The sequence below is a fragment of the Novosphingobium humi genome (assembly GCF_028607105.1).
Lineage (GTDB): Bacteria > Pseudomonadota > Alphaproteobacteria > Sphingomonadales > Sphingomonadaceae > Novosphingobium > Novosphingobium humi.
Genome location: NZ_CP117418.1, coordinates 748,397 through 769,599, shown reverse-complemented (window position 1 = coordinate 769,599; position 21,203 = coordinate 748,397). Strand labels below are relative to the sequence as shown.

Sequence of the window (21,203 nt, the reverse complement as noted above, 5' to 3'; positions counted from 1 at the left end):
GCCCCTATAGTGTTGAGTAGCGCCGAGAATTGACCCGGGATTATCACTGAGAATTGACCCGGGTTGATGCGGGGTATGTGCTGCCCAGAACGGGCAAGGTCAAGGTTTGGGTTTATCCCTTTCTGGCTTTGGGAGCGGCGGAACTGGCCCTGAAGCGGAAGCTGTCATTGCCGGTTTCGAGGATGTGACAATGGTGAGTAAGCCGATCCAGCAGGGCGGTGGTCATCTTGGCATCACCGAAGATGCTGGCCCACTCGCTGAAGCTGAGGTTGGTGGTGATCACAACGCTGGTGCGCTCATACAGCTTGCTGAGCAGGTGGAACAGCAGGGCCCCGCCTGATGGACTGAATGGCAGATACCCCAGTTCGTCCAGGATGATGAGGTCGAGCTTGAGCAGTCGCTCGGCCAGTTGCCCAGCCTTGTTGGCCGCCTTTTCCTGTTCCAGCGCATTGACCAGATCGACGGTGGCGAAGAACCGCACCTTCCTTCGGTGGTGCTCGACAGCCTGGACGCCAAGGGCGGTGGCGATGTGGCTTTTTCCGGTACCGGGCCCGCCGATCAGCACCACATTGTCGGCGCTGTCCATGAAGTCCCCACGGTGGAGTTGGCGTACCAGGGCCTCGTTGATTTCGCCGGCGGCAAAGTCAAAGCCGGCCAGATCCTTATAGGCCGGGAAGCGAGCAGCCTTGATCTGATAGGCGATCGAGCGGACTTCGCGTTCAGCCATCTCTGCCTTGAGCAACTGGGACAGCATGGGGACGGCCGCATCGAAGGCTGGTGCACCCTGCTCGATCAGGTCACCGACGGCCTGAACCATGCCGTACATTTTGAGGCCGCGCAGCATGACGACGACGGCGGCGCTGGCGGGATCATGACGCATGACGCATCTCCCTCAGCGTATCGTAGCGACCAACATCGGCTTTGGGCTCCTTGCCGAGGCGCAGAGCCTGCGGTGCATCGATGGGCGGCGCTGGTGGCGCCTTTCCGTCGATCAGGCGGTGCAGCACGTTGAGCACATGGGTTTTGGTTGCCACCCCATCCTCAAGCGCCAGTTCGACGGCGCGCAGGACGGCCTGTTCGTCATGGTGCAAAACAAGGGAGAGGATCTCGACCATCTCCTTGTCACCGCCCAGCCGCTTGAGCAGCTGGGACTGCAATTGCCGGAAGGCTTCGGGCATCTCCAGGAACGGCGCGCCATTGCGCAGGGCGCCGGGTTTGCGCTGAACAACAGCCAGATAATGTCGCCAGTCATAGATCGTGCGTCCCGGTTTCTGGTGGGATCGATCAATGATCCGCCCGTGTTCGCACAGGACTTGTCCTTCCGCCACCAAGATAAGCCGTTCAGGGTAAATGCGCAGGCTGACAGGCCGATTGGCGAAGGAAGCCGGCACGCTGTAGCGGTTGCGCTCGAAGGCGATCAGGCAAGTGGGTGACACGCGCTTGGTCTGCTCGACCAAGCCATCGAAGGCACGCCCCATGGGCATCAGGCTGGCCACCTCTTCGGCGTGAGCATCGGCGATGGTGCCGGGGAGTGCGCCGTGCTGGATTTCTGCCCATTGCGCTATGCATCGTTCCTCAAGCCAGTCGTTGAGAGCCGCAAGATCCGGGAAGCTGGGCATAGGTTGCCACAGGCGGTGGCGTGCATCCTGGACGTTCTTCTCGACTTGTCCCTTCTCCCAGCCTGAAGCTGGATTGCAAAAGTCCGTCTCGAACAGATAGTGGCTGGCCAGAGCCGCGAACCGGGCATTGACCTGGCGGGCCTTGCCGCGGCCGATCTTGTCGACCGCCGTCTTCATATTATCAAAGATCCCACGCTGCGGCACGCCGCCCAGCACCCGGAATGCCTGCGTCAGGGCGTCGAACAGCATCTCGTGCGTCTGCAGCAGGTAGGCCCGCACAATGAAAGCGCGGCTGTGCGAAAGCTTGGTATGGGCCACCTGCAGCTTGACCTGCTTGCCGCCCAGAACCGCATAATCCTCGCTCCAATCGAACTGGAAGGCTTCGCCAGGCTGGAAGGCCAGCGGCACGAATGTCCCGCGCCCGCTGGTCTGCTGCTCATACTGGCGTTCACGCTTCCAATTTCGCGTAAAAACGGCCACGCGGCTGTAAGATCCATCATATCCCAGCGCCACGAGATCTGCGTAAAGCTGCTTGGCCGTCCGTTTCTGTTTGCGCGACTTGCCCGACTCCACCCTAAGCCAACCCGTCAACTTCTCGGCAAATGGGGCCAATTTGCTCGGCCGGTCTGGAACTCTGAAAACCGGTTCCACCGCGTCGGCGCGAAGATATTTACGGATCGTGTTACGCGATAAGCCGGTTCGCCGCTTGATCTCGCGAATGGGTATGCCTTGGCGGAAATGCCAGCGGCGGATCACACTGAGTAGGTCCATGTCGATCACTCCGATGCCTCCCGACTGTCAGCCGGGGGCGAGGAAAGCATGGGTCAATTCTCAGTGATAATTTCTGCCACTCCCGGGTCAATTCTCGGCGCTACTCAACACTTACCCAATATCCCCGAGTTGAACTGCCGGGTCTGGGTTTGCCGGAAGCGACGCTGGTAACCGTCGATTACAGCGAGGGTGCGAACGTCGGGTATCGCGCCTTCGCGCGGACAAACGAGAAGCCTTTGTTTCCCTTCGGTTATGGTTTGAGCTACAGCAAGTTTACGCGATCCAAGCTGGCGGCGGCCAAAGGTAAGAAACTCAGTTTGAGTTTCTCGATCAAAAATGTCGGCGAACGTGCGGGCGCGGATGTTGCGCAGCTTTATCTGGTGCAGCGCGACGGTGAACGGCTTCTGCGCCTTGTCGGGTTCCAAAAAGTCATGTTGAACCCTGGCGAAAGCCGATCTGTCACATTCACAGTTGACGACCGCCTGTTGGCGCAATGGCAGGACGGTGCGTGGTCGATCCCTGCGGGCAGCTACACCTTTGGGCTCGGTGAAAATGCAGCAAAGCTAGATCCGACGATCACAGTTCGTTTGGCCGGGCGGCGCTGGAAGGATTGATTGGGGAGGCCTCTGTCGTAGAATTGGCCGGACATTCGATTAAATCGGCTCCCGCCCGCCGCGTCTCTCGTGCTTTTTGTGCCGCCTACGTCTGACGCGCCATCTGGGTGTTCGACCGGAGGATCAGACGCGGCGGCATGGGACCGGACTGGAATGAGTCCAATGGGCAAGATGTTGCGACTGCGCGTCAGCTCATCAACTGCATTTCACAAGGCTCATTTTCAACATTGCCACGTTGGCTTGGTCAGGCGCTTGTGTCGCCCTGATCAAATTTGGCGCGTATGTGGTTTATCATCGCGCCGATGCGGGCGGGAACGGCCGGGGTGGGGGCGTGAACGGCAAATATGCCGACATCCTGCGATCCCTGGTATTGCGGCAATACGCGCCTGAGGTGGCCCATCTTCAGCGCATCGCGCACATCCCACAGCGAGCGCAGGGCAATGCCGCAGCCGCCGAGGGCAAGTTCACGCACGACTTCGCTGGAATTGGTTTCGATATGGCTGCGCCCCTGATGGATCACCGTGCCGTCGGGGCCGTCCAACTCCCATGGGATCTGTTCGGTTGTCGCTAATATGCGGTGACGTCTAAGATCACTCAACAGGCCGGGAACCCCGAAATCGGCGAGATATGAGGGTGCTGCACAAAGAACGCGATGGCTGGTGCCCAAGCGATGGCCGACAAGTCCGGCGCCGATGCGGGCCCCGATGCGAATTGCCAGATCGCAACCACCGTCGAGCAGATCAACGAATTCGTCGGACAGTTCGATAGCCAGTTGGACTTCCGGGTATTGGGCGAGGAAGGAGGGGAGCATCGGCACAATATGCATTCGGCCAAAAGATGTCGGGGCTGAAATTCGCAAGCGTCCGCGCACAAGTTCGTGTCTGCCGCTCAGTCGTTCCTCGGCTGCCAAAAGCGAGGCACGCATCGGCAAGAGTGCGTGATGCAGATCCCGCCCCGCTTGGGTTAGCGCCAGCCTTCGCGTTGTGCGGTGCAGCAGGCGGACCGAGAGTCGTTCCTCCAGACGTGCTAGCCGCTTTGACAGCGCTGCTGTGGACATGCCCCGCGAACGCGCCGCCGCAGAGATGGAACCAGCTTCGACAATATCGAGGAATAGATCAAAATCGGGATCAAACATTGTTAACCTGAGGGATCAGCTGCTTTGAATTTATTCTTACTACCGCACATTGCGCGCTGCCGATACCTATATGCGAAACATTCAGGAGAAGCGGATATGACCGGATATGTTTCGAGGGCCGGGCTGCAGGTCGCAGCGTTGCTGGCCGATTTTGTCGAACAGCGCGCCTTGCCCGGCACTGGGGTGGCTCCAGACGCATTCTGGTCGGGCGCTGCCGATATTTTCAATCGCTTTGTGCCGCGCAATCGGGTCCTGCTGGCCAAGCGCGACACGTTGCAGGCGCAGATTGACACCTGGCACAAGGCGCGGGCGGGGCAGGCGCAGGATATCGCTGCCTACAAGCAGTTCCTGAGCGACATCGGCTATCTTGTGCCTGAGCCGGAAGCCTTTTCAGTGGCGCCGTGCAATGTCGATGTCGAGCTGGCGCAGGTGGCCGGTCCCCAGCTTGTCGTGCCCATTCTCAATGCCCGCTTTCTGCTCAACGCCGCGAATGCTCGCTGGGGCAGCCTGTATGATGCGCTTTACGGCACCGATGCGATCCCCGGCGTGCCGGCGGGCCGTGGTTTTGACGCCGCGCGTGGAGCGCAGGTCATCGCATGGGTCAAAGCGTTTCTGGACGAGGCGGTGCCGCTGACATCTGGCTCATGGGCGCAATGGGATGGCGGCGAGCTGAAGCTGCGCGATCCTGCGCAATTGCTTGGCTATTCCGGCGCGAACATGCTGTTTGCCCACCATGGGCTGCATATTGAGGTGGTGATCGACACGGCCCATCCGATCGGCAAAAGTGATCCGGCAGGCATTGCCGACGTCGTGCTGGAATCGGCTCTGACGGCAATTTGCGATCTGGAAGATTCGGTCGCTGCGGTGGACGCCGAGGACAAAGTTGCCGCCTACAGTAACTGGCTTGGCCTGATGCAGGGCGACCTTGAGGAAACCTTTGAAAAGGGCGGGGCGCTGATGACCCGCCGGCTCAACCCCGACCGCAATTATATCGCCGGGGATGGCAGCATTCTGACCCTGCCTGGCCGCTCGCTATTGCTGGTACGCAATGTCGGGCATCTGATGACCAATCCAGCAGTGCTGCTGCCCGATGGCCAGGAGGCCCCAGAAGGCATTCTCGACGGCATCGTCACCAGCCTGATTACGATGCACGATCTGAAGGGGAACGGGCCGCTGCTCAACAGCCGCAGTGGGTCGGTCTATATCGTCAAGCCCAAAATGCACGGGCCCGAAGAATGCGCTTTTGCCAATGATCTGTTCGATGCGGTTGAGGATCTTCTGGGCCTGTCGCGCCACACACTGAAGATCGGCGTTATGGATGAAGAGCGACGCACCAGTGCGAACCTGGCCGCTTGTATCCATGCCGTGAAGGACCGGGTGATGTTCATCAACACCGGTTTCCTAGATCGGACCGGCGATGAAATGCACACCTCAATGTATGCCGGGCCGATGCTGCGCAAGGGCGACATGAAGTCGTCTTCGTGGATACAGTCCTATGAAGACCGTAATGTGCAGATCGGCGTCGCCTGCGGGTTGTCGGGCCAGTCGCAGATCGGCAAGGGGATGTGGGCCATGCCGGATCGGATGGCCGACATGCTGGTGCAGAAGATCGGCCATCCGCGGACCGGCGCCAACACCGCATGGGTGCCATCTCCGACCGCGGCGACATTGCATGCCACGCATTACCATCAGGTGGACGTTTTCGCGCGGCAGGACGAGCGCCGCGCCGAGCCTATCGCCAGCCTTGATGCCTTGCTGACCATTCCGGTTGCCCATGGCCATAACTGGTCGGCGCAGGAGGTCCGTGAGGAAATCGACAACAATGCTCAGGGCATTCTGGGCTATGTCGTGCGATGGGTCGATCAGGGGGTCGGTTGCTCCAAGGTGCCTGATGTCAACGATATCGGCCTGATGGAGGATCGCGCCACGCTGCGCATCTCCAGCCAGCATATTGCCAACTGGCTGCTGCACGGGATCGTGACGCCTGAGCAGGTGGATGAAGCTCTGTTGCGCATGGCCGCAAAGGTGGACGCGCAAAACGCCAGTGATCCGCTCTATCGCCCGATGGCCGGTGACCCTGCTGGCAGTCTTGCCTTCCAAGCGGCCCGCGCCTTGGTGTTCGAAGGGCTGGACCAGCCCAACGGCTACACCGAGCCTTTGCTGCACAAGTTCCGTCAGCGCGTAAAGGCGGCCTAAACGGCTTTGCTGGACGCTGTCGGGCGGGTGCGAATTTCGCCTAGATTGCTGCGGGCGATGCTTTTGGTTTGGCTTCAGAGGCATCGCTCGCCCGCGCGGCGGCGCATTGTTTCAGTCTCCAGCATGGGGTATTTTAAGCCGTGTCCTCAAATCGCATCGCTCGCCACCCGCATCCCTACGCCTTGGCGGCTTCGCTGCCCAAGACATTGCCCGACGCCCGTATCCGCTATGGCGAGGACAGCCCGGTTCAATTCGCGGACCTGCGGATACCCAAGGGGCATACACCTGCAGGCGGTTTCCCCGTCATCATCTTCATCCATGGCGGCGGCTGGCTGGCGGATTGGACGAAGGACTACAGTGCACCCTTTGTCGAGGCGCTGACATCGGCAGGTTTTGCCACCTGGGATGTGGAATTCCGCCGGATGGGGAACTGCAAAGGCGGTTATCCCTCGACATTTCAGGATGTTGCCCGTGCAGCGGACCATGCGCGCGCTTTAGCGCCATCCTTCCCGCTTGATCTCGACCGGGTTATCGCGATAGGCCACTCGAGCGGTGGGCATCTTGCGCTGTGGCTGGCGGGGCGGGGTGGATTAAGCTCCGAAAGCCCGCTCTATGCCGCCGATCCGATCAGGCTGAAGGGCGTGATCTCCATTGCCGGGGTCAACGATCTTGATTATGCGCTTGAACATGGCACGCGCGCCGATATTCTCCAGTTGCTGGACACCATCAGGGAGCAGGCGGACCCGTTGATGGCTCAGACTTCACCGGCGCGCCTGTTGCCGATGGACGTGCCGCAAACACTGATCGTTGGCACAGCCGAGGATCGCTGGCGCCGAGACATGACACACCACTATGCGCAGGCTGCGCTGCGAGCCGGCGATGCAGTGCAATTGCTGGAGCCGGAGGGGCTGGACCATTTTGATGTGGTCGATCCAGCCGGGCCTGCGTTCGAACTGGTGGTCGCTGCGGCTAAGGCTATGGTATGAAGAACAAGAGGCGCCGTTAGGCATTTGCCTTCCTGCCCGATGCCCATGCGGCTAGGGCAACACCCAGTAGGATTAGTGCCATCGCTACGCCGTGGTAACTGCGCAGCGGTTCGCCGAGCAGAGGCACGGCCAGGCCGGCGCCAAACAGCGGCATCAGACAGATCGCCTGGCCCGCTGCGCCCGCGCCGATTTCGGCCACCGCGCCATTATAGAGAAAATAGGCGATCACCGAAGGGAACAGCGCGACGTAAACAAGGGCGCCCGCCGTGCCCCAGTTCCAGACCACCTGCGCGCCGCGCGAGGCTTCCAGCGTGGCCAGCGGCGCCATAGTGAGAACGCCAATTGCAAAAGTGATCCATACAAAGGTTTCGGGCCGCAGGTCCGGGCGCAGCCTGAGGCAGACAGTATAAAGAGCCCAAGCCAGGCAGCCGCACACCACAAGCAGATCACCCTGCCCCACATGCAATCTCGTGAGCGCGCCAGGATCGCCGCGAAAAACGATCACCGTCACGCCGATGGTTGACAGCAGCACGCCCAGCATTTGGCCAAACGCCGCCCTGTCTTTGAACAGCAATCGCCCTAGCACAAGAACCAGCGGTGGGATGGTAGCCTGCATCAGCAAAGCGTTGGTGGCGGTTGTGTAGCGCAGACCGGAATAAAGGAATGCGTTGAAAGCGCCCACGCCCAGCCCTCCGAGCAGCAGAAGAACATACACATGGGCGAGAATTTTGGCGCGCTCCTCGATGGCCTTGCGCAAGGCGAAAGGCGTAAGCACCAAAAAGGCTCCGAGCCAGCGGCCAAAAGCCAGCGTGAAGGGCAGTACAGTCTCGCGCACCGCGCGTCCCACAATCGAATTGCCCGCCCACAGCAACATCACGATGCCCAGGATGGCATAGGCTCGCGCCCGAGGTGTCTTTATCAATCTCCTGCCCCTGTCCGTGTCGGCATGGTCCTGAGCGTCTGGCGCCCCCGTTTTGACCTATCGGTCAGGACCGCGCTGCCCTTTAACGCCAATCGCTGATGACAAAAGCGTTTTTGGCAAAATAGCCCGCCGCATTGCCGCGATGCATCGCAACGCCGGTCATTTGCAGACGATAGCCAAGGCCGAGAGCGGTCTGATATGCCTCGCTGCAGGTCGTGTTGATCCCTGCTGCCACGGTGCTCAACCCAAGGCGGGCGGCCGCGCCTTCGCAAGCGGCCAACAGTTTGCTGAAATGCTCTTGCCGACCGGGCAAGGTTGCAGCAAATTTGATCAGCAACTTGTCGGGCCCCGCTTCGGTGCCGGAGCCCGCATGGCAAATGGCAAAGGCGGCAATCGCGCCATGTTCTTCAACCACGACCAGCTCTCCCATATTCTGGTCCCATAATGCGAGGATCTCCTCGGATAGGTCCAGACCGGGAAAATTGGCGTCGGTGATGGCCTTTGCCTGGCGCAACAAATTTTGCCCCTCGCCGCGAAGGGGTGGGGCGTGTGGTGATACGGCATGAACAGGCTTTACCATGATCGCGGTCAGGCGCTGCGGCCAGAAGTCAAATTTCTGGTAGAGGCCGAGATGCTTCGTGCTGTGCGGGAAGGTGAAAAGGCCTGCCGTATCGACTTCCCATTGCGCAAACTTGGCTATGGTCGAGGCCATCAAAAGTTGCCCAACGCCTTTGTCCCAATAATCCGGTAGGACTGTCAGCGGACCAAACATGCCGAAGCTGCCCCAGCGCGTAATGATGTTCGATCCGACCAGCCGCACCCCATCATAGGCACCCAGCACTACATTATGCGAGTTTGCGCGCCAGCGCGTGCCAACGATGTTAGCCCCTGCGGCAAACTGCATGGGATCGGGCAGCCCCAGAAAAGTGCCGAAGGCAAGGCGGAAAATGTGATCAGCCTCTTCGAGATCGATTTCCTGCAGGCGGCGAATGTTGATGGTCAAGAGCGCTACTCCTAGCAACTTTGCCGGAATGGGGCGGCCATGCCGCTGCATTCTCTCCCTGCCAGTGCCATATTGACGCGGCCAATGCCATGGCAACAGAGCCTCGTTCTAAGGCTTCTAGGCAGCTTTCTCATGTTATGAGAAGGCCGAGTCGCTCAGCCCGCCAGTTGCTTTGCCAACATATACCCTGAGCCTGCGCCGGTCCCGGCGCCGGGCCATGTCGAGGCGCCGACCATGTAGAGGTTGCGGATAGGCGTACGCCAGCGTGACCAGCCGGGGAATGGACGAAAAAGGAAATTCTGGTCGAGATGATGGCTGCCGGCCAAACTGTCGCCGCCGACCAGATTGGGGTTGATACGCTTTAGGTCAAGCGGTGTGAGCACCTTGGAGCCAAGAATTTTGCTCTGCAATCCGGGCGCATATTGCTCCAGTTGGTCGATGATGCGCTCGGCAAATGGCGCGGCTACCTGCGCCCAGTCGCACGTTTCGATCGTACCGGCGGCATCGCCATGGATGGCATAAGGAACGGCGCGTATCTGCACCCATAGCACATGCTTGCCCGCAGGCGCGCGGCTGGGATCTACCGCTGTAGGCTGGCCAACCACGAGGACAGGCGCGGTAGGCAAAAGACCTCCGAGCGGTTGCTGATAGGCCGCTGTCATGGCGTCATAATTGTCGGCAATATGGACATAGGCAAATTGCTGAAGCTCTGGGCCAGCTCGCCATTCGGGCAAGCTATCGAGGACAAGGTGGAGCATCATTGTTGCTGGCCCGGGGCGAAATTTGCGTGCCGATTTTGCGAAATTCGGCGCTATGCAGGGAACCAACCGATCAACGAGATTGCGAGGATGGACCCCGGCGATGACGGCCTTTCGCGCCTTCAACTTGCGGCCGTCGCTCAGGCTGACCACACTAGCTTTCCCGCCTTCGACCTCGACGCTGGTCGCCTCCACGCCGAGCATAAGTTCGCCGCCCAAGGTTGTCAGGGCGCTGGTTATGGCTTTGATGACAGTATCGGCGCCGCCTTGGCCGATCTTCATGCCAAAATTCTGACAGGACATCGCTTCAAGATAAGGGAATACGGCGCCACCAGCGCTGTCTGGCGCAAAATCAAGGTGCATGGCCCATGCGGCTAACATGGTGCGTAGCTGGGGGCTCGCGAATCTGGAGTCAAGGTCATGGCGCGGCGAAGAAAGCATCAGGCGGATCATTTCCAGGATCCACGGCAGTCCTTTCTCGCGCCACGCTTTCAGCAACCATTTGGCAAGGGTCAGGGACGGCATCGGCTGGGACAGGATCCAGCCGATATAACTTGCCTCCGTCGGAAAGGCCTGCGCCTGTGCTCGCCATTGCTGTGCGTCCTGTGGCGAAAATCTCGCGATCTGCGCGCAGGTTTCCTCGATGTTTGTCGAAACGCCGAGCTATTCGCCAGAAGAAAAAACGCTAGCAAAAGTGTCCGCCACACCGATCAAATCAAGGCCGTGGGCATCGAGCAAAGCCTTGTGTTCGCCATAAAAGGCCGAGCCTGCAAACATCGAAAGGCTCATTGCAAACAAGGCGTGGCGGAATTCGGGCAGGGTCACTTCCTCGGTTCGCACGGCCCGCCCGCATATTCGGCGCGCTCCACCACGGCTACCCGCCACCCTCGCGTTGCAAGATGGACGGCAGCAGCCAGCCCGTTAATCCCTGACCCGATGACCACAGCGTCAAACATTGGCCCCCTCCCGATGGGTTTTGATCTGAAGGAGGAGGCTATCGGATTAAATTGCATATGTAAGTAATTTCAGCGGCTTCATTTGAACCTTTTTGCGCCCCCCCCAAGCCATGCCGGTCTGTCCGCGGAACAAGCAGTCCGACATGGCAAAGGCTTAAGTATCAGAGTTCGAACTGAACCACAGCCGCGCCCGATCCCCAGGTCGCACCATAGCCAAGCGTCATGGCGCCACGGAAGCCGCCGGTCGCGCCCAACACCCATGCCAGATGTTTCATGCCCATGTCGGCACGGGTCGCCTTGCTATATTCAGGCAGCCAGCTTCGCAAAGCCGCTATATCGCCGCTCTCCAGCAATGACAACAGTTTGCGATTGAGGGCATCATCTTCATCGCTCGCTACACGATCCGTTGCAATATCGATTTTGGCGTCGAAGTAGTTGCCCGAAAGGCCCCCGATGCCGACCACGGCTACCCGCTTGCCCTGCAGTTCGGCCTGTTCAGCAGCGAGCTGGCCCAGTTGCTCGGTTTCGTCAAAGCTGTAGTAAAGGTTGTTCGCCATTACCACCGCGGGAATCTTGCCGGTGGGATTGAGATAGCTGCCTGCCACGATGGTGCCGCTGTCGATCGGGAACTCGTCATAATCGACCGCCTTGGAACGGAAGCCGGCTTTGTTCGCAGCGTCGATGCAGGCGTTGGCAAGGGCGGCGTCGGCGCGCAGATCCGTTTGCAGGTCACCAAATTCATACCAGTTTTCGTCGACATGGATGCCCGTGCTGTGCTCACGGGTTTGCCAGAGCTGGTCGAGAACAGCCATCCACTGCGTTGAGTAGATCAGTAGCACATCAGGATTGGAAGCGGCAAGCGCGCGGCCCGCGGCTTGGCCAGCATGGTGGAGCGCCGCCCATGCCGGGTTGTCGGAGCGCAGATAAGGCAGCGGGTTGCCAGGCAACAGGAATGCGGAAACAACAGTCATTGGAAAATCCCTTTCACCATTCAGGATTATGCGGCGGCGCGCCATTCCATCACGGCATTGCCGGTGCCAATCACGGTGCCATAACCGTGCAACTGCGCCGCATAGCTGGGGTAATCCATGGCAGCCATCATCCACGGGAACGAGCCAGCCTTTGTTTCAGAGTAGGATTCCTCGACCCATTGCGGGAAGATCTCCATCAGCTCGCGGATCTTGCCCTGGCGCATCATCTCGATGACTTTCACATCCCATTTATAGCCGCGGTAATTTTGCGGATGTTCCTTGCTCATATCCTCAGGGATGTCTGGTTCGACACGGAAATGGTGATGCGAGAAGGAGTTTGAGGCGAGTAGTACGGCCCGCTTGCCACTCTTGCGGATGGCATCTCGGGTGGCGATGCCCAGACGCTCCATTTGCTCTACGCTTTCATCCAGCCGCAACATATAGGGCGAGTTGTTGGCCGAAATACCGACGATGGGAATGTCCCATTGCGGACGCACCATATGCAGCGTGGTGATCGTGCCATAATCGACCCGGAAGTTGGGGTTGCGCATCAGCTGCGAGACCAGCCCTGCCGCCTGCGCTTCGGCGCAGCATGCTTCTGCAAGAACGACATCAACCTGCAAATCGAAGTTATAGCGGAAGAGGTTGGGGAACACCGGGTCGACCGACTTGCCCGTGAGGTGTCGCACGCCGAGGAAGTGATGGCCAACCTTGGTGATCCAGTGGGGCGAATGGACCAGCAGCACATCGGGCTTCAGCTCTTCAATGCTGGCCCGCACCTTTTCATAAGCCCAGCGAAGTACTTCCCAGCCGCCTTCGGAGACAGGCTCATTTTGCGGAGGGTTTTCGCCATAGACAAGATGAGGCGGGTGGGGTGCAACAAATCCTGCGAGAATTTTTCCTTCTTGCGACATAAATTGTGCCTCCATTTGGTGGGATCATTTGAAATATTCACGAAAAGCAGGTTTCGAGAATTGCCGGTCGGCACTCCGAACAGATTGAGATCTGTTTTTCAAATTTTTCCGAGTGCCGCAGCCAAGTGTGGAGGGATCGGTGAGAGCATCATTGATCTGTCGCAAAAATGTGGTAATTAATCTCTAATTTGTAATCATAAATCTCATTAAATGAGATTTATCGCGGCGCGCTTAGTGTCTGGCTCTGAGACCAGAGGTGGGTGGTTGCCATGACTTGTCGCTTGCAATGCGAAGCAGCGGTTTGGCTGCTGCAAACAGCTTTTCCGATCACAGGAGGTTTATGATCAAGGCTTTGACTTCGATTTTGCTGTGTCAGCTTGTCGGCGAGGTGATCGCCGGAATGGCGGGGTTGCGCGTGCCCGGAGCGGTCATCGGTTTGATTCTGCTATTTGGCCTTTTGCATATTGGGGGAGAAACATCGAAGGGGTTGATGAAGGCAGGAGATATGCTTTTGTCGAATCTGTCGCTGCTGTTCGTTCCTGCGGGGGTGGGGGTGATGGCGCATTGGACCCTGCTGATGCACGATGGGATGGCGCTGTCCGTTGCTATTGTCTTCTCAACGCTTATCACGATAGGTGTTACCGGCGCCACCATGGCCTCATTTCAACGTGCTAGGACGGGCAAGCAGGATGCTGCTCATGACTGACCTGCATGAGATCTGGGGGCGTTTGAACGCCAATCCGCTTTTGCACCTCACGATAACGCTGGTTGCCTTTCGCATGGGCGACTGGCTATATCAGCGCAGCGGGAAAAATCCGTTGGTCAATCCGGTACTGGTCGCCGTTGCCCTCATAATTGCGGTGCTGACGGCAACAGGTACCTCTTACGCGACCTATTTTGCCGGAGCGCAATTCCTGCACTTCCTGCTGGGCCCTGCCACGGTGGCGCTGGCTATCCCGCTCTATCGGCATTTCGACCACGTGCGCCGTTCAGCGCTTGCCATTTTTGTCAGTTTGCTGGTGGGCGCGACTACGGCGGCAACAACTGCGGTTGCTTTTGCTTGGACATTGGGAGCAGGTCACCTGTCTGTCATTTCGATGGCTCCAAAATCCGTGACTGCGCCGGTCGCAATGACGATTGTCAGGCAGTTGGGCGGCTTGCCTTCATTGACGGCGGTACTTGTGATCCTGACGGGCGTTGTCGGTGCGATGCTGGGGCCGCTGGTGCTCAACGCTTTGGGGATCAAGGATTGGGCCGCGCGAGGCTTTGCGCTTGGCGTGGCCAGCCATGGGATCGGCACAGCCCGCGCGTTGCAGGTCAATGAAGAGGCTGGTGCTTTTTCGGGGCTGGCGATGGGATTGAATGCCATCGCGACGGCCATTTTGCTGCCGGTTCTCTGGCAACTGATCTTTGGATAAGGCAGGAAAGGCCAGCCCCGCGCCGAAAAACGCAGGGCCGGATAAGACTTACGGCCGCTCGACCAGTGCCAGGACGCGGCAGGGGCTGCCCGAACCCTTGATGATCTTAAGCGGAGGCGTGATCAACACGGTGCCGGTGGCGGGCAGCTTGTCCATGTTGGCAAGGCTTGAAAGGCCGTAGCGGTTGGTGCCATGCATGTGGTGGTGGCACGGCCAACCGGTTTCGAACGAGTGCGCTGCCCCTGCGTCGGTGCCGACGGGTTCGGTGCCGACGCCAATGACCTTGCGTTCATGGGCGAGGAAGCCGGGAACGTCGGGGTGCTGACCGGGCCAGCGGCTGTTGTCCAGAAACTTTTCGGTCGGATAGCGCGACTGCCAGCCGGTGCGAACGAGCACCCAGGCGCCCTCCGGAATAATGCCGTGCTCGTCTTCCCAAGCTTTAACATCGTCCAACGTCATCAGGTATTCGTTGTCGGCATCAACTTTGTCGGTAACGTCGATGACGATAGCCGGGGCGATCAGCTTTTCGACCGGAATCTTATCGACCGAGCCATCGGGATAATCGCGGCCCGTGATCCAGTGGATCGGCGCGTCGAAGTGGGTGCCGGTGTGTTCGCCCAGATGGATATTGTTCCAGTACCAGTTCGGGCCGCGCTCGTCGAAGTTCGAGATTTCTTCAATGCTGAACGGTAGGGTCTGGTTAAACGGCTCGGGCAGCTCGATGACCGGCGTCTTGGGCTGCAGAGTGTGGCTCATATCGATGATCTCGATCTTGCCCGACTTCAAGCTCTGCGCAAATTGTTGAAGAATGGAAGTCATTTACATCTCCTCATGATATTTTTGGCCAAAGTCATGGTTGTGACGTGCCGTACAAATCTATGTGAAGCGCGCTGTCGACGCGAAAACTGCTGCTGTCTGCGTTGCCAAGCAGAGACAGTATTCCCTCCGACATGAGAGCCCCATGGTCCAGCTTTGGTGATTTCCATCCCCGTCCACGGGTGCGCTCTCAAGCCTCCCGCTCCACCGTATGTGATGCAAAAATATCTCAACATGTAAGATTGATCAATTATGCAATGAGATCGTGCCAGCAAGTTTGAGCCGTGTCAATGCGTCGCTTGGGATGTGTAAAAATGGCGGAAATGCCGGTCGCTGCGCCGGTTTCGTACGCCATTGGCCTTGCTTGCGGGCTTTGCCGCTGATAGTGCCCAAAGATACAGTGTAATGATTTTCATTGACCTAGGAGTGAAACCATTAGAGGTCCCCTGCTAACGCCCAAGAACAGCTCTGTCGGAAAAGCTTTCTCGCTTCTCCGCACGATTGCAGCCATGGGGCGAGAGGTTTCCGCGACCGAAATCGCCCAAGCGACTGGCGCGAATCTGGCCACCGTTCACCGCTTCTTGCTAACACTCGAAAGTGAAGGTGCGATCATGCGTACGCGCAACGGCCGTTTCCAGCTTGGCCCGACGCTGGCCGATCTTGGTGGCAAGGTTGACGGCGACACAATCCTGTTGGATGCCGTGCAGCCCCATCTGGAAGAACTTGCGGGTGAATTCCGTGAGGCCTTGCATTGTGTCGTGCGGGTCGGCAATGAGGCAATGAATTCAACCATCGCGCTGCCTGATCGGTCGCTGCTGATCAATCAGGATGTCGGACGGCCATTCCCTTTGCATTGTACCGCCGGGGGCAAGGTCTTTCTGGCTGCGATGGGAGAGACGCAACGCCGTTCGTTTACCGACAATCTTGAACTGACCCAGTTTACCGATAACACCATCGTTACCCACGAGCGGTTGGTCGAAGAGCTGAACCGGGTTGCAGAACTCGGCTATGCGGTGGACAATGGTGAGTGGGAAGATGGTCTGCGTTCGGTTGCGGTTCCGCTTCACAATGCGAGCGGCAAGGTCATTGCCGCCATCGCCTTGTCCGCACCTGCGTCGCGCTTGGATGACGAACGAGTTGTTCAGGTTGCGCGGCGACTGAATGAGACAGTGCAGAATATTGAGCGACACATGTTTTCGCAGAGCAAGACGTTTGGTGACCGCGCCCGTCCGCTCGGGAACTATCCGCACTTGAAACGAGTCGATAATTTTATCTTCATTTCCGGGACTAGCGCCCGGCGTGCCGATAACACCTTTGCCGGTGTCGAGGTCAACGAGGATGGGACCTTCGAGATCGATTTCCGCGAACAGACGCGCTATGTCCTGAATTCCATCTCAGAGATGCTGAGCGATTTTGGATCAAGTATCACCGATATTGTAGATCTTCAGGCCTATTTGACCGATATGTCGGCATACGCCATTTATAACGAGGTCTACGCGACCTTTTTTCCGCCGGATGGCCCGACACGAACGACGGTGGGCGTGAACGAATTGATGCATCCCCATCAGGGCATTATGGTGCGCGCGGTCGCCTATCACCCGCAATAGAGGAGGTTGGGGCGGCTATCGCATCAGATCGGATTTTGCGATGCCGCCCACGCCCCAATTGCACGGGTCAATCTCGCTGATAACCACGCGCACCTGCCCCGCCTCGACGCCAAGCGAATCGATGATGGCTTGCGTGACCTGAGCGATCAGGCGTTTGCGGTCGGCTTCGCTGCGCCCTTTAAGGATCTGGATGTTGGCGATCGGCATGTTGGTATCCTGAAGGTTTGATGTCCGGCCAGGCAGCATGGCATGGTATGCACGGGCAGCAAGTTGCAAAGCACCCCGGCCACGACCTGCGGTGTCCGGGGTGTTCGCTGCGCTGCTTCCTGCGAGAAGGGATCAGAACGTCAGGGCGGCGATACCGGCCTTGGCGCAAAGCTCGTCATTGTCGCTGATGTCGCCGGTGACGCCAATGGCGCCCACCACTTCAGATTCAGCGTTGTAAATCAGCAGGCCGCCCGCCGCCGGCACAACGCCCACCGGGCTGATGGTGCTCAGTGCATTGATAAAGGTTGGGCGCTCTGCGGCCATTTCGCCCAGAATGCGCGTGGGCAGGCCGAGGGCGAGGGCGCCTGCTGCCTTGGCGATGGCTATCTGCGGGCGCAGGTTCGACGAATTGTCCTCGCGGGCAAAAGCCAGCAGGTGGCCGCCTGGATCGAGAACCGCGACAGTGAGAGGCTGATAGTTCTGGGCGCGCCCTTCCTTGAGAGCGGCGGCGACAACCGCCTGTGCCTGTTCGAGGGTGATGCTGCGTCCTGCCATAATACTTACCTTTGTTGCATGTTGTAGAAATGGGATGGGACTCAGGCTTTCGCTTGAGTCAGAAGCTTGAACTGCTGAAGGCGAAGGAGAGGATAGACGATCAGGCACACGGCCAGCGTGGTGATCCCTTCGACCGGAAAGATGCCGTGCAGCAGATAGTGCGAAGAAAGCACCGCAATCATCAGAGTGATAACGCCCGACCAATTGATCGATTCGGTGTTGACGAAAGATCCTGTCAATTCGGTGTTCATGATCCGACGCACGATGTAGAAGTCAGCCACGATGATCCCGGCAAAGGCCGTGGTCAAAACGCCCAGCATCGTTACCCATGAATTGATGAGTTCCAGCAGATTGCCGTAGATCATCAAAAGGCCCAGCACATTGCCCATGACCACAAAGGTGAAGCGGCCCGGGCGGAAGTGCAGCGCGTCAAACAGGTTTGAGAGTGAGAGCGAGGCGCTGTAGGTATTGAGCACCTGCGTCTTGCCTTGGGCCAGCACCAGCAGGAGCGTCCCCATCGCGCCGCCCAGAACGACAAACGCCGCCGTGATGCTGTCGGGGCTCTGCAACGCGGCGTGTCGCGCGGCCTCCAGTGTCATCCCTTGCGAATGGGTGTAAAATTCGATGAGGGCGGGGCCGCCAGCATACATGATGACGCCGCCAACCGAGAGCATTAGCAAATCCATGGCAATGTTGCCCATCAGCGCGGCAATGCCGATGTCGATCGAGCGGCGAGCATAACGCCCCAAATCCGCGTCAAACAGCGCCAAAGCCCCCGCCGAGCCGATCAGGATGTTGACCGCAAAGATGAACTTGTCCTTGTCGGTCACCACGCCCATCTGCTGCAGCGCCTCGGGCGAGAACTGCGAGCCGAACGAGAGGAGTTGGCTGAGGGGCATCGAGCCGCCGGACACGGCAACCTTCATCACATAGGCCAGCACCACCAGCGACAGGATCAGTGCAACCGAAGACACTTTGGCCACCAGCTTGAAGCCATAGGAGGTCAACAGCACCCACAGCAGCGTCATGCCGCCATAGATCAGCACTTTGGTCGTGACATTGTCGGTGAGCTGAAAATAGAAAACAAAACCATGATACAGGAGGGCATTCTCCAGAGCGAGAAAGCCGATGATCATGAACGCGAAAATCAGTGAAGCGATGACCGAGCCTTGTCGGCCAAAGCCGAAATAGCGCGAGAGCACCGTGCTGGACAGGCCCGAGCGATAGGCGATGTGCCCGCAAGACCAGCCCAGCAGTGCGCCGATTACGGTCACCGCCACGCCTGCGGCCAGCGCGATGTGCAGCCCCGCGACGAAGGTGACCAGTGCGCCAAAGAACAACTGGACCAGCGAGACAACCATGCCGGTTGTGCTCCATGTCAAAGACAGCCAACCTTGACGCAGATCATCAGGAACAGGTTCCAGCGCATGATCTTCCATTTTTTCCGAAACACTTTCATGCGTCATGTAGGGGTGCCTCTCTTTAGTCGTACGAATGGACCTTCGTTCGGTTTGCGATACTGACGTGAGCAGGCGATGTGCGCCTGATCCGGTGCAGCGGTGGAAATCAACCGGCCGGGCAACAGGCTTCGGGTCAATCTGGGGTATCAAGGCGTTGCCAGCCTAAAGGGGTAAGCGCTCAAACAGCGCGGTAAGACCGATGTTTTTCGCCCTCACCTAACCTTTAAATCTTCATAATAGAGATTTATATTTTCTAAGATAAGATATATTTCGTATCGACCGCGCCGTCAAGCTGTGTTGCGGAGGCGAAAAATGCTTGATTTTCAGGTCAAACCGACGCTGCTCAACACGCAAAAAAATGCAGATAAGGCATATATATCAGAGATTAAATGGCAGGCTGTGCGTCAAGGCGTGTGCCGTTGGTCCTCATGCTGCAATTCGTGAAACATGACAGGTTGACGACATGGCATTCCAATGTCATGATCGATTCACGAAATATGAGCATTGGCTCTCACATATCAAGATATGATGGAATTCAAGGAGGTTCAGCTAATGTCGGAAGAGGGTAAGATTGTCGCCGGGTTTGTGGCACCGCACCCGCCCCATCTGGTGTACGCGGAAAACCCCCCCCAGAATGAGCCTGAATCCGAGGGTGGCTGGGAAGTGCTGCGCTGGGCCTATGAAAAGGTGCGGACCGCCATTGATGAGCTGAAGCCTGACGTGCTGCTGGTGCATTCGCCGCACTGGATCACCAAGGTCGGGCATCATTTTCTTGGCGTTCCGCATATGCAAGGCAAGTCGGTCGATCCGATCTTCCCGAACCTGTTCCGCTACAACTTCGACATGAAAGTTGATGTCGAACTGGCCGAGGCCTGCTGCGCTGAGGCAGAGGCGGCTGGGCTTGTCTCGAAGATGATGCGCAACCCCGATTTCCGCGTCGATTACGGCACGATCACCACGCTGCACATGGTTCGTCCGCAATGGGACATTCCGGTTGTGGGCATCTCGGCCAACAATTCGCCTTACCTGCTGACGCTGGGCGAAAGCGTGGAGCAAATGGAGCGGCTGGGGGTGGCAACTCGCGATGCCATCCGCAAGAGCGGCAAGCGCGCGGTGCTGCTGGCTTCCAACACGTTCTCGCACTATCACTTCCGCGAAGAACCTGCGCTGCCCGAAGATATGAGCAAAGAGCATCCCCAGAGCTATATCGGTTACAAGTGGGATGTGAAGGTCATCGAGATGATGCGTAAGGGCAAGATCCGCGAGTTGCTCGATATCTTCCCGCAGTGGGTTGAGGAGTCCTTCTCCGAGACGAAGTCGGGCGCTTTTTCGTGGATGATGGCCGCCATGGACTATCCGGATTATCCGGCCGAACTGCACGGTTACGGCACCGTGATTGGCACGGGCAATGCCGTGATCGAATGGCGCCCCGGGGCCTGATTTCAGAACAAATGAGGGTTTGAGAAATGAGCGTTGTCTCTGCTTTTCTGCTTCCCGGCAATCCGTTGCCGTTCCTGCGTCCCGAAAACCCGGCTTGGGCAGGTCTGGCAAATGCCGGACACGAGGCTGGACGCGCCCTTGCTGCGTCCAAGCCTGATGTGCTCCTGATCTACTCGACGCAGTGGATGGCGGTGCTGGATCAATTGTGGCAGACCCGTGAGCACAGCACCGGTATTCATGTCGATGAAGACTGGTATGAATTCGGCAATCTGAAGACCGATGTTCGCGCCGATGTCAACCTTGCCAAGGCCTGTATCGAGGCGGCCAATCAGGCCGGCTTCCCGTCCAAGGCGGTTGATTATGACGGGTTTCCGATCGACAGCGGCGCCATCGTCGCCAACTCGTTCCTGAACCCCACCGGCGAGATCCCGGTCGTGATCATGGCCAACAATCTCTATTACAGCTTTGATGAAACCGAGAAGCTGGCCAAGCTGGCTGCTGATCAGGCGGCATTGCAGGGTAAGCGGGTGGCTGTGGTTGGCGTGGGCGGTCTTTCCAGCGGCTATATTGACGCCAAGATCGACGTCACGACCGACCATATCGTGACGGAGGGCGACGACCAGCACAACCGTAAGCTGCTCTCGGTATTGGAAAGCGGAGATATGGCAGCATTGCGTGCATATTTGCCCGACTATGCCAAAGCGGCGCGCGGCGAAATGGGCATGAAGCATCTGGCGTGGATTCTTGGCGCGACCGGCGGTTATCGCAGCGCAAAGACGCTCGCCTATGGCCCGACCTATGGTGCGGGCGCTGCTGTCGTCCAGTTCGAACTTTAACGGGCTTGGCCCGATCTAC

The 21,203-nt window shown here is 58.5% G+C and carries 22 protein-coding genes; 8 read left to right on the top strand and 14 right to left on the bottom strand.

Features of this window, described 5'->3' with window-relative positions:
- Positions 1 to 112: 112 nt before the first annotated feature.
- On the bottom strand, positions 113 to 880 hold the full coding sequence (istB, locus tag PQ457_RS19330; RefSeq protein WP_273619445.1) for an IS21-like element helper ATPase IstB: 768 nt from the start codon (positions 878 to 880) through the stop codon (positions 113 to 115).
- On the bottom strand, positions 870 to 2,390 hold the full coding sequence (gene istA / locus PQ457_RS19325; RefSeq protein WP_273620405.1) for an IS21 family transposase: 1,521 nt from the start codon (positions 2,388 to 2,390) through the stop codon (positions 870 to 872). The genes istB and istA overlap by 11 nt, the downstream gene beginning before the upstream one ends.
- A gap of 149 nt (positions 2,391 to 2,539) precedes the next feature.
- Between istA and PQ457_RS19320 the strand changes: the two genes are divergently transcribed.
- Positions 2,540 to 3,004, top strand: coding sequence for a fibronectin type III-like domain-contianing protein (locus tag PQ457_RS19320; RefSeq protein ID WP_273619444.1), 465 nt, complete (start codon positions 2,540 to 2,542; stop codon positions 3,002 to 3,004).
- A 244-nt stretch (positions 3,005 to 3,248) separates the two neighbouring features.
- Here the strand turns inward: PQ457_RS19320 and PQ457_RS19315 are convergent, their stop codons facing one another.
- Positions 3,249 to 4,139, bottom strand: a complete 891-nt coding sequence (locus PQ457_RS19315; protein WP_273619443.1) for a LysR family transcriptional regulator — start codon at positions 4,137 to 4,139, stop codon at positions 3,249 to 3,251.
- A 96-nt stretch (positions 4,140 to 4,235) separates the two neighbouring features.
- On the opposite strand from PQ457_RS19315, the gene PQ457_RS19310 reads away from it, so the two are divergent.
- Positions 4,236 to 6,335: a malate synthase G gene (locus PQ457_RS19310; RefSeq protein ID WP_273619442.1), complete on the top strand. Its 2,100-nt coding sequence runs from the start codon at positions 4,236 to 4,238 to the stop codon at positions 6,333 to 6,335.
- Between the two features lie 140 nt (positions 6,336 to 6,475).
- On the top strand, positions 6,476 to 7,321 hold the full coding sequence (locus PQ457_RS19305) for an alpha/beta hydrolase (protein ID WP_273619441.1): 846 nt from the start codon (positions 6,476 to 6,478) through the stop codon (positions 7,319 to 7,321).
- Positions 7,322 to 7,337: 16 nt separating this feature from the next.
- Here the strand turns inward: PQ457_RS19305 and PQ457_RS19300 are convergent, their stop codons facing one another.
- The 7 genes from PQ457_RS19300 to PQ457_RS19280 form a co-directional block, all read right to left on the bottom strand.
- Positions 7,338 to 8,195, bottom strand: coding sequence for a DMT family transporter (locus tag PQ457_RS19300; RefSeq protein WP_273619440.1), 858 nt, complete (start codon positions 8,193 to 8,195; stop codon positions 7,338 to 7,340).
- Positions 8,196 to 8,325: 130 nt separating this feature from the next.
- Positions 8,326 to 9,246 carry a GNAT family N-acetyltransferase gene (locus PQ457_RS19295; RefSeq protein WP_273619439.1) on the bottom strand — a complete coding sequence of 307 codons (921 nt, stop codon included), beginning with the start codon at positions 9,244 to 9,246 and terminating at the stop codon, positions 8,326 to 8,328.
- Positions 9,247 to 9,401: 155 nt separating this feature from the next.
- A complete protein-coding gene (locus PQ457_RS19290; protein WP_337958492.1) occupies positions 9,402 to 10,529 on the bottom strand; it encodes a phytoene desaturase family protein in 1,128 nt (375 codons plus the stop codon).
- A gap of 138 nt (positions 10,530 to 10,667) precedes the next feature.
- A complete protein-coding gene (locus tag PQ457_RS22190; RefSeq protein WP_337958491.1) occupies positions 10,668 to 10,829 on the bottom strand; it encodes a hypothetical protein in 162 nt (53 codons plus the stop codon).
- Complete coding sequence (locus PQ457_RS22185; protein WP_337958490.1) at positions 10,826 to 10,960, bottom strand: FAD-dependent oxidoreductase; 135 nt, start codon at positions 10,958 to 10,960, stop codon at positions 10,826 to 10,828. Before PQ457_RS22185 ends, PQ457_RS22190 begins: the two co-directional genes overlap by 4 nt.
- A 161-nt stretch (positions 10,961 to 11,121) precedes the next feature.
- Positions 11,122 to 11,931 carry a DODA-type extradiol aromatic ring-opening family dioxygenase gene (locus tag PQ457_RS19285; protein WP_273619438.1) on the bottom strand — a complete coding sequence of 270 codons (810 nt, stop codon included), beginning with the start codon at positions 11,929 to 11,931 and terminating at the stop codon, positions 11,122 to 11,124.
- 26 nt (positions 11,932 to 11,957) lie between these two features.
- Positions 11,958 to 12,860: a DODA-type extradiol aromatic ring-opening family dioxygenase gene (locus PQ457_RS19280; RefSeq protein ID WP_273619437.1), complete on the bottom strand. Its 903-nt coding sequence runs from the start codon at positions 12,858 to 12,860 to the stop codon at positions 11,958 to 11,960.
- 325 nt (positions 12,861 to 13,185) lie between these two features.
- On the opposite strand from PQ457_RS19280, the gene PQ457_RS19275 reads away from it, so the two are divergent.
- Positions 13,186 to 13,551: a CidA/LrgA family protein gene (locus PQ457_RS19275; protein WP_273619436.1), complete on the top strand. Its 366-nt coding sequence runs from the start codon at positions 13,186 to 13,188 to the stop codon at positions 13,549 to 13,551.
- The gene (locus PQ457_RS19270; RefSeq protein ID WP_273619435.1) at positions 13,544 to 14,263 is read left to right on the top strand and encodes an LrgB family protein; all 720 of its coding nucleotides are present in this window, start codon (positions 13,544 to 13,546) and stop codon (positions 14,261 to 14,263) included. Before PQ457_RS19275 ends, PQ457_RS19270 begins: the two co-directional genes overlap by 8 nt.
- A gap of 48 nt (positions 14,264 to 14,311) precedes the next feature.
- On the opposite strand, the gene PQ457_RS19265 is transcribed toward PQ457_RS19270, so the two are convergent.
- The gene (locus PQ457_RS19265; protein WP_273619434.1) at positions 14,312 to 15,082 is read right to left on the bottom strand and encodes a cyclase family protein; all 771 of its coding nucleotides are present in this window, start codon (positions 15,080 to 15,082) and stop codon (positions 14,312 to 14,314) included.
- A gap of 608 nt (positions 15,083 to 15,690) precedes the next feature.
- On the opposite strand from PQ457_RS19265, the gene PQ457_RS19260 reads away from it, so the two are divergent.
- Positions 15,691 to 16,686 carry an IclR family transcriptional regulator domain-containing protein gene (locus tag PQ457_RS19260; protein WP_273619433.1) on the top strand — a complete coding sequence of 332 codons (996 nt, stop codon included), beginning with the start codon at positions 15,691 to 15,693 and terminating at the stop codon, positions 16,684 to 16,686.
- Between the two features lie 15 nt (positions 16,687 to 16,701).
- Here the strand turns inward: PQ457_RS19260 and PQ457_RS19255 are convergent, their stop codons facing one another.
- From PQ457_RS19255 to PQ457_RS19245, 3 genes are all read right to left on the bottom strand, one after another.
- Positions 16,702 to 16,893, bottom strand: a complete 192-nt coding sequence (locus PQ457_RS19255) for a 2-hydroxymuconate tautomerase family protein (protein ID WP_273619432.1) — start codon at positions 16,891 to 16,893, stop codon at positions 16,702 to 16,704.
- Between the two features lie 132 nt (positions 16,894 to 17,025).
- Entirely contained in the window at positions 17,026 to 17,448 is a 423-nt protein-coding gene (locus PQ457_RS19250; RefSeq protein WP_273619431.1) for a GlcG/HbpS family heme-binding protein, read from the bottom strand.
- Between the two features lie 41 nt (positions 17,449 to 17,489).
- A complete protein-coding gene (locus tag PQ457_RS19245; protein WP_273619430.1) occupies positions 17,490 to 18,809 on the bottom strand; it encodes a purine-cytosine permease family protein in 1,320 nt (439 codons plus the stop codon).
- A 624-nt stretch (positions 18,810 to 19,433) separates the two neighbouring features.
- On the opposite strand from PQ457_RS19245, the gene PQ457_RS19240 reads away from it, so the two are divergent.
- Positions 19,434 to 20,348 carry a DODA-type extradiol aromatic ring-opening family dioxygenase gene (locus PQ457_RS19240; protein WP_273619429.1) on the top strand — a complete coding sequence of 305 codons (915 nt, stop codon included), beginning with the start codon at positions 19,434 to 19,436 and terminating at the stop codon, positions 20,346 to 20,348.
- A 26-nt stretch (positions 20,349 to 20,374) separates the two neighbouring features.
- Positions 20,375 to 21,184, top strand: a complete 810-nt coding sequence (locus tag PQ457_RS19235) for a DODA-type extradiol aromatic ring-opening family dioxygenase (RefSeq protein ID WP_273619428.1) — start codon at positions 20,375 to 20,377, stop codon at positions 21,182 to 21,184.
- Positions 21,185 to 21,203 lie beyond the last annotated feature (19 nt).

Coding starts and splice junctions, on each gene's coding strand:
- PQ457_RS19315 (WP_273619443.1), bottom strand. CDS start 4,139: ATGTTTGATCCCGATTTTGATCTATTCCTCGATATTGTCGAAGCTGGT.
- PQ457_RS19270 (WP_273619435.1), top strand. CDS start 13,544: ATGACTGACCTGCATGAGATCTGGGGGCGTTTGAACGCCAATCCGCTT.
- PQ457_RS19285 (WP_273619438.1), bottom strand. CDS start 11,931: ATGACTGTTGTTTCCGCATTCCTGTTGCCTGGCAACCCGCTGCCTTAT.
- PQ457_RS19275 (WP_273619436.1), top strand. CDS start 13,186: ATGATCAAGGCTTTGACTTCGATTTTGCTGTGTCAGCTTGTCGGCGAG.
- PQ457_RS19310 (WP_273619442.1), top strand. CDS start 4,236: ATGACCGGATATGTTTCGAGGGCCGGGCTGCAGGTCGCAGCGTTGCTG.
- PQ457_RS19250 (WP_273619431.1), bottom strand. CDS start 17,448: ATGGCAGGACGCAGCATCACCCTCGAACAGGCACAGGCGGTTGTCGCC.
- PQ457_RS19290 (WP_337958492.1), bottom strand. CDS start 10,529: ATGCCGTCCCTGACCCTTGCCAAATGGTTGCTGAAAGCGTGGCGCGAG.
- PQ457_RS19245 (WP_273619430.1), bottom strand. CDS start 18,809: ATGGTTGTCTCGCTGGTCCAGTTGTTCTTTGGCGCACTGGTCACCTTC.
- PQ457_RS19235 (WP_273619428.1), top strand. CDS start 20,375: ATGAGCGTTGTCTCTGCTTTTCTGCTTCCCGGCAATCCGTTGCCGTTC.
- PQ457_RS22185 (WP_337958490.1), bottom strand. CDS start 10,960: ATGTTTGACGCTGTGGTCATCGGGTCAGGGATTAACGGGCTGGCTGCT.
- PQ457_RS19280 (WP_273619437.1), bottom strand. CDS start 12,860: ATGGAGGCACAATTTATGTCGCAAGAAGGAAAAATTCTCGCAGGATTT.
- PQ457_RS19260 (WP_273619433.1), top strand. CDS start 15,691: ATGCGTACGCGCAACGGCCGTTTCCAGCTTGGCCCGACGCTGGCCGAT.
- PQ457_RS19300 (WP_273619440.1), bottom strand. CDS start 8,195: ATGTTGCTGTGGGCGGGCAATTCGATTGTGGGACGCGCGGTGCGCGAG.
- PQ457_RS19255 (WP_273619432.1), bottom strand. CDS start 16,893: ATGCCGATCGCCAACATCCAGATCCTTAAAGGGCGCAGCGAAGCCGAC.
- istB (WP_273619445.1), bottom strand. CDS start 880: ATGCGTCATGATCCCGCCAGCGCCGCCGTCGTCGTCATGCTGCGCGGC.
- PQ457_RS19265 (WP_273619434.1), bottom strand. CDS start 15,082: ATGACTTCCATTCTTCAACAATTTGCGCAGAGCTTGAAGTCGGGCAAG.
- istA (WP_273620405.1), bottom strand. CDS start 2,390: ATGGACCTACTCAGTGTGATCCGCCGCTGGCATTTCCGCCAAGGCATA.
- PQ457_RS19240 (WP_273619429.1), top strand. CDS start 19,434: ATGATGGAATTCAAGGAGGTTCAGCTAATGTCGGAAGAGGGTAAGATT.